Genomic DNA, 7,016 nt, shown 5'->3' with positions numbered 1-7,016 from the left:
TTATCTATATAGTTGTGGGAGATGAAATATTTTGCTTCTCAGCTAATTTTGCCGAGAAATCTTTCTCTAGTCTGAGGGAAAATTCTGGCAAAGGCAGAAAATTTTAAGTCTGGTATCTGTGGAAGTAAGTCGAACCTTATCTATATAGTTGTGGGAGATGAAATATTTTGCTTCTCAGCTAATTTTGCCGAGAAATCTTTCTCTAGTCTGAGGGAAAATTCTGGCAAAGGCAGAAAATTTTAAGTCTGTATCTGGGGAGGGCGAGTCAAACCTTATCTATATAGTTGTGGCAGATAAAATATTTTGCTTCTTAGCTAATTTTGTCGAGAAATCTTTCTCTAGTCTGAGGGAAAATTCTGGCAAAGGCAGAAAATTTCTAGTCTTTATCCGTCGGAGCGATATGAATCAAATTTTTAACTACCTAAAAAAATACCAACTCAACAGAAATAGCAACTTCTTTACTGATAGTGAATTTTCTTGTCTTGCAGAGTCAAAGTTTACTGACTTAATCAAAATAGCAAATCCAGAAACTCCAAGTAAAGTATTAATATCAGAACCAAAACCAACAGAATTCCTTGCCGATTTTATTGCTGCCGTTGCTGCTGGTTATCAAGTATTTTTATGTAATCCTAACTGGGGAAAACTGGAATGGGAAGAAGTTTTAAAATTAGTACAACCAGACATGATTTTGGGCAATATCCTTAACCATAAATTTCTAGGAGAGAGTTTAGAAAAAACATCTAGGTTACCTAAAGATAACCTCTATAAAAAAACTCTGACTAATGAACAAAATTTGATTATGATTCCTACTGGTGGATCGTCTGGAAAAATTAAATTTGCTATTCATACATGGGAAACTTTAATGTCATCCGTGAGAGGTTTTCAAGAATATTTCCAAGTACAACAAATTAATTCCTTTTGTGTTTTACCACTATATCATGTCAGTGGTTTAATGCAGTTTATGCGCTCCTTTACCACTGGAGGAAATTTAATAATTTTGCCATCCTATAAAGATATTTTTGATAAAACTGAATGGAATATTAACCCCAATGAATTTTTCATTTCCCTGGTGCCAACCCAGTTACAAAATTTGCTACAAAAAGCAGAAATAGCTAACTGGTTATCAAATTTTCAGACAGTTATTTTAGGTGGTGCCCCTGCTTGGGAAGAATTATTTTATGCAGCCAGAAAATATCAAATTAAATTAGCTCCAACTTATGGAATGACAGAAACTGCTTCTCAAGTTGCGACTCTTAAACCAGAAGATTTTTTAGCAGGAAATAATAGTAATGGTGAAGTATTACCTCACGCTAAAATTATCGTTCAAAATGAAAGTAGGGAGATATTAGGTCAAAATCAAATTGGTAATATTAGTATTAAAGCTAATTCTTTGGCATTAGGGTATTATCCTAATATATTTAATAATTCTGAAAGTTTGGCAACGGATGATTTAGGATTTTTTGATAGTCAAGGTTACTTAAAAATAGTAGGTCGTAACAGTCAAAAAATTATTACTGGTGGGGAAAATGTTTTTCCGGTAGAAGTGGAAGCTGCTATTTTGGCAACTGGGTTAGTTAATGATGTTTGTGTAATTGGTTTACCTGATAAATATTGGGGTGAAGTTGTCACTGCTGTTTATGTTGGTAATAATTTTGAAGTTTCTAGGGAAAAGTTATTAGTTGCTATTGATGGAAAGTTGAGCAAATTTAAACAACCTAAATATTGGGTGAGAGTGGAAAGTTTACTTCGTAATTATCAAGGGAAAATTAATCGGGAGTTGTTAAAGGAAATTGCTATTCAAAGAATTAAAGATTAGGTGTAAATATTATTCAATTTTTCCCCTACTCTCTACTTTTTTTTTCTTTTTTTCCTTCTCTATTTTTTTCTTCTTCCAACTTCAGTGTTCTTTCTTCCTTACCTCTGCTATTTATGACATTATTTTACTTTGTCATAAACATGAATTAGCGCTTGCTGATTAATTATGAAAGTATTGACAGATGAAGACTTAAGCATTTTTTAGTTAAAAAAAGTAACAGCTTTTTGGTGGATAGAGCTGCAAAAAGTTATTATTTTGAGATGATTATGGCAGAAAAATTGAGGAATAATTTTTCGAGTACCTCCCCTATAATTCCCATTTCTCCTGTCTCCTGTCTCCTGTCTCCTGACTCCTACCCTTACCCATAAAACTTTTGAGCGCAAACCCTAATTATAGTCAAGCCAAAGTATAGTTTTGGAGACCCAACCCCTACAAATTACTAAGATCATTTTTTGACTTTATAACAGTCCTATTTATAGCAAACTAGCAAATATCCAGGATGTTCTTTGTCTCGATAAATAAACTCACATTTGCTAAAACCAGCGTTTTTTGCTTGATTTATAATTGTATTTTCTGTTTCAGGAAAATCGCAAGTTTCCATGTGTGTAACTGCCATGTCTATTTCATCTTTAGTCAAACTAAACCAATTTTTAGTTATATTTTGCCAATATTTTGCTAAATAGTAATCACGACTTTCTCCTTCCTCTCTAAAGACATCGATTAAAATAAAACAGGAATTAGGATGCAGTATTTGGCAAATATCATTAATTAAATTTTTCTTCTCTAATGTATTGAGGTGATGAATAGTATAGGAGGAAAAAACAATGTCAATTTTTAAGTTTTTAGTAGACACTAATTCTTTCACTACATCCCTGATATTACCTGTAATTAATTTTTTTTTACCAGGAATATAGCCAATATTTTCTTGAGCAATTTCTAATGCTTGTGGTGATAAATCAACACCAGTATAACTATAAATATTGCTATCAATAAGACAAGGTGTTATAGTTGATAAGTCCCCACAACCGAGATCTAAAAAAGAAAATAATTTAGCTGGATAATTGAGAATAAACTGATGTAAGACATCATACATTTCTTGATGTCTCATGTGATTATGTTTGAGAATTTTCTGGTATATCTGCCAGTTTTTAGCAAAAATTGCCGCACTAGAGGGTAGAGTCTGATTTCCAATTTTGGCAATATCTTTAGACATAATTATGTAAATTTTATCAAAAGGTTTATTATACCAAATCTGCTTTAGTAAGGAGATATTTACAAAATTCAAAATCTTTGCCTGATAAGGATTTCGATATTGAGGTAACTACCCTATAATAATCGGATTTGATATTAGGAGAGAAAAATAATGCTGCTTTAGTATTATATAGCTTTTCTTAAGTATAGAGCTTTATCTAATTTGCAACAGAATTATGTAATAAAAAACGAATAGAGATAAAAGTTTCAGATCTTAAAGAGATTTATTCAATCAAAAAAATGCTTCAATGTATTCATAACTCTGTTATCCTCTAATTCTACTTAACTAGGAAATTTGAAAACTCAATAACCATCCCCTCATTTCATCAGATAATTTTTGCCTACCTCTACTTTGAGGATGAATACAAACGTGCTTCGTATTAGCTCTCACCACCCACTTTTCTCCCACCTCTTTTAAAAAGACTTGATAAGAAATTTCAAACTCATCATCTCTCCAACTTTTAGGCATTAATTCAATAGTTAACTCATCCCCACAAAACATCGGACGACGAAAATCAACATTAGCATGAATAATTGGAATAGCAACTTCTTGACTACTAAAAAAAACCTTCAAATTAATACCAAATTCTGTTAAAGATGCCTCATAAGCTTCATGGCACATTGCTAAAACATTAGCAAAATAAACTACACCTGCAGCATCAGTATCCTGAAAATGAACTATTCTTGTATAGTAAAAAGACATTGATAGAAACAAATCGAATGGTGAGGATACATAAGATTTTGAAGAATACGAAGTACGGGTTTGGTCTCCAAACCATTACAGAGGATTTGAAACTCAGAAATAGTAATACCAAATCCGGTGATTAAAGGATCGTTATATCCTATCCTCAAATACTATCTAGCCAAAGACTTTGAATTTTTTTAATCCCCTGTTATACCAAATCTGAAAAACTTTTATACATTTTATTGAGTAGAGAAGTAGGGGAGCAGTAAAAAAAGGAATAGCAATAATATACACCCATGCTGGAGATAATCATATAAAAAGTTATTGCTAATTACTAATTACCAATAGCATTGTTTTTGGTAATTGGTATTACTCAGGTTGATTCACTATAAAATATCTAAATTTTAGCCAAAACTGAAAAAATGAGCAATTACTAAAATCTTAATTTAGCATTTTTAATTGTATATCAATCAAAATTAATTTTTTGAAGTAAACCAGGAGGGATAAGGCAATAAGCACGGGAAATTTAAACCCATGATGACTTCCTGAATTATAACTACAGGCTTGTTCTTTCTTATTACCTCTTGACTCCTGAATTATAGTCGCAGATTTGTTAAATTAACCCTTATTTTTAATCATCATTACATCAATAATCTTAGTGGCCACTGCTTCAGAAATTTCCAAAGCATTATACAATTCATTCAAAAGTTGTTCTTCCTCTTCAGCAAGGTCTCCATCTACTAAAACCAAATCTGTACTAACAGCAAAAACTGTTTCTCTTAACTCTTTAGGAAGTTTAGCAACCGCAGCATCAAACAAAGGCTTAATTTCCTTATTCTTAATCATACCTAAGAGACGATTTAACATTTCTCTCTTGCCTTGATCTGAATAATTACTAAACAATTCCATGCGAGAGAAAATATTACTAATACCTTGTTTTTCACTCTCAGTAATAATACCATCAGCAGCTACAGCAATTAAAGCGATCGCTGCAAAAGCTTCAGCAGGTTCTAATTTAATATCAGTAGCTTGTATTGTTGCTGTTCCTTGCTCAAAAAGACTCATTTTAGTTACCTCATTAGTGATTTTTTTACTTTGACTACGTTCCGATTTTTCGGGAATTGTAGGTGTGAAGTTTTAGGGAATAGGTTGTAGGTCGTAGATTATAGATAATAAAAATTTATTTAATACCTAATATCTAGACAATTAGGTTAAAAATTCCACTATTATTCAATAGAACCTAAAACCTATCACCTGCTTCAATACTTCTCAAAAACTCCTAAGTCAGCTTTGAGAAAATCAACAAATTGTCGTGCCGTTCGCCCAGAACGACCATTATTTCTAGTCGCCCATTGTAAAGCTTGATAGTCTAAATCTTGAGGATTTAGATTGATTTTTTCCTCTTTTGCCAGATGTCTGACAATTTTTAAATAAGTATCTTGGTTAGCAGGTTCAAAAGTTAAAGTTAAACCAAAGCGATCGCTGAAAGAAAGCTTTTCTTGAACTGTATCCCAATTATTAACTTCATCACTATCTTTTGGGCGAGGACGATCGTTAAAAAATTCTCTTATTAAATGCCTTCTATTTGATGTAGCATAGACTACCACATTTGGTGGTCTAGCAGTTAAATTACCTTCTAAAACGACTTTGAGAGCCTTAAAAGTATCATCATCTTCTTCAAAGGAAAGGTCATCGACAAAGATAATAAATTTTTGTGGAACATTGCGTAATTTTTCTATAATTAATGGTAAATCTTTTAAATCTGATTTAGCCACTTGAACTAAACGGAGCTGACGTTTATTATACTTATTTAATAATGCTTTTATTAAGGAAGATTTACCGGAACCACGACTACCATAAAGTAGTATATTAAGTGCTGGATATCCTGCTAGGAGAAATTCTGTATTTTTGATTAAGGTATCTTGTTGGAATTCATATCCTACTAATTCTTTTAACTGTACTGGATCAGGATGGGTAATAGTTATTAGTTTACCTTTCTGCCATTCAAAGGCAATTGATTCAGCGAATAAACCTGTGCCAAAATTATTATAGTGAGTGACTAAGGTCTCAATAGCATCTGCCCAATTTTCTAAATTTCTTAACTTTTGATAGATAGGTTCTTTTTCTTCTAATTGTAGTTCCCAAGCAATTGGAGGTTGATCTAAATTAGCGATTTTTTGTATCCACTGACTAATTGTTTTGCTACTACACTGATAAAGATTTTGTAAAATTTGCAGATCGTGTTTTGCTGCTGCAATTAAATTAGGAGAGAGACTGGTCAAATTTCTTTGTTGAACTTGTTTACTAAAGGGATTATCATCCTGAAGAATCTGATAAATTATATATTCTTGCCAAGAAATATTTTGACTAGCAATAGTTCTAAACCAATTACTATAAGCTCGAATACATTCTATTCCACTCTCATCATTTTTAGACAAAGATTCTAATAACTGGATAAAAGCTTCACCGACTGTTTTTTTGAGAACAGAATCATATAACAATAGAGATGCTATTTGCTGTTGTAAGTTTTGAATCTGGGCGATAACTTGGGCATCTAAACAAGACATAATTGATTAATTATTTAATAGACTGATTGAAGTAGCAGTCAGCATTTTAAAAGTGTATAATTGGGGATTAAAAGCCCCATGAAAGGGGCAGCACTAATTTTTTCGCTCTATGGTGAGGGACTGTTATCCTTGATTTTTTTTTAGCGCTCAAGCTAAATGCTTTTTGCGTAGCATTCCGTAGGAAAAGCTGATAGCTATTGAATCACAAGCTATTTTTTTATAGTAATTTTTAGAGTTAATAAATATGTAATTATAGAAATGATTTTACTCTTTATAGTTATAAACTACTGTTTTTTTACATTGACTTAAGATATGCCTAAGAATAGGAAAATATCTCCAAAACTGTTATAGTAATCCTCAGCCTAGTTCTGTAGAAAATATCTGGGAATTAGGGAGTAAAGAACAGGAGTAATAATTTCAGACTTTTTATCTAATCTTTAAGTATTCAGCTAGCTTTCCCTAAGCTAATCTCTTATAGAGGAACTACGTTATCAGCTTAGGGAAAAGTTAAGCAATTACTAAGATTAGCTGATAATCTTTATGATTCATACTTTTTAATTCTCCCTGAAGTACAGTTATCTTTTTTCTTTCCTGTTATACAAATTACCAAAAATAATGCTAAATTGTGGCAATACTTCAATGTTATCAGGACTTACGCAAAGACACTATATATAGCGTATGCCAAATAGAGCGATGT

5 protein-coding genes are annotated in these 7,016 nt (G+C 31.9%); 1 reads left to right on the top strand and 4 read right to left on the bottom strand.

Annotated elements, in window-relative coordinates; genetic code table 11:
• Window positions 1-286 precede the first annotated feature (286 nt).
• Window positions 287-1,816: a 2-succinylbenzoate--CoA ligase gene (locus ACP6PL_RS27935; protein WP_426548607.1), complete on the top strand. Its 1,530-nt coding sequence runs from the start codon at window positions 287-289 to the stop codon at window positions 1,814-1,816.
• 469 nt (window positions 1,817-2,285) lie between these two features.
• On the opposite strand, the gene ACP6PL_RS27930 is transcribed toward ACP6PL_RS27935, so the two are convergent.
• From ACP6PL_RS27930 to ACP6PL_RS27915, 4 genes are all read right to left on the bottom strand, one after another.
• Window positions 2,286-3,029 carry a class I SAM-dependent methyltransferase gene (locus ACP6PL_RS27930; RefSeq protein ID WP_426548606.1) on the bottom strand — a complete coding sequence of 248 codons (744 nt, stop codon included), beginning with the start codon at window positions 3,027-3,029 and terminating at the stop codon, window positions 2,286-2,288.
• A 324-nt stretch (window positions 3,030-3,353) separates the two neighbouring features.
• A complete protein-coding gene (locus ACP6PL_RS27925; RefSeq protein ID WP_426548605.1) occupies window positions 3,354-3,770 on the bottom strand; it encodes an acyl-CoA thioesterase in 417 nt (138 codons plus the stop codon).
• Between the two features lie 600 nt (window positions 3,771-4,370).
• A complete protein-coding gene (locus tag ACP6PL_RS27920) occupies window positions 4,371-4,817 on the bottom strand; it encodes a tellurite resistance TerB family protein (protein WP_426548604.1) in 447 nt (148 codons plus the stop codon).
• A 194-nt stretch (window positions 4,818-5,011) separates the two neighbouring features.
• Entirely contained in the window at window positions 5,012-6,319 is a 1,308-nt protein-coding gene (locus tag ACP6PL_RS27915) for an ATP-binding protein (protein ID WP_426548603.1), read from the bottom strand.
• Between the last annotated feature and the right edge of the window lie 697 nt (window positions 6,320-7,016).

Origin of the sequence: Dapis purpurea BLCC-M126 (assembly GCF_050015975.1) — a bacterium.
GTDB lineage: Bacteria > Cyanobacteriota > Cyanobacteriia > Cyanobacteriales > Microcoleaceae > Trichodesmium.
The sequence above is the reverse complement of the archived record's forward strand: the minus strand, read 5'-3'. Positions and strand labels throughout refer to the sequence as shown.

Excerpts from the sequence above, each read along its gene's own strand:
- ACP6PL_RS27915 (WP_426548603.1), bottom strand. The coding sequence starts at position 6,319 with ATGTCTTGTTTAGATGCCCAAGTTATCGCCCAGATTCAAAACTTACAA.
- ACP6PL_RS27930 (WP_426548606.1), bottom strand. The coding sequence starts at position 3,029 with ATGTCTAAAGATATTGCCAAAATTGGAAATCAGACTCTACCCTCTAGT.
- ACP6PL_RS27920 (WP_426548604.1), bottom strand. The coding sequence starts at position 4,817 with ATGAGTCTTTTTGAGCAAGGAACAGCAACAATACAAGCTACTGATATT.
- ACP6PL_RS27925 (WP_426548605.1), bottom strand. The coding sequence starts at position 3,770 with ATGTCTTTTTACTATACAAGAATAGTTCATTTTCAGGATACTGATGCT.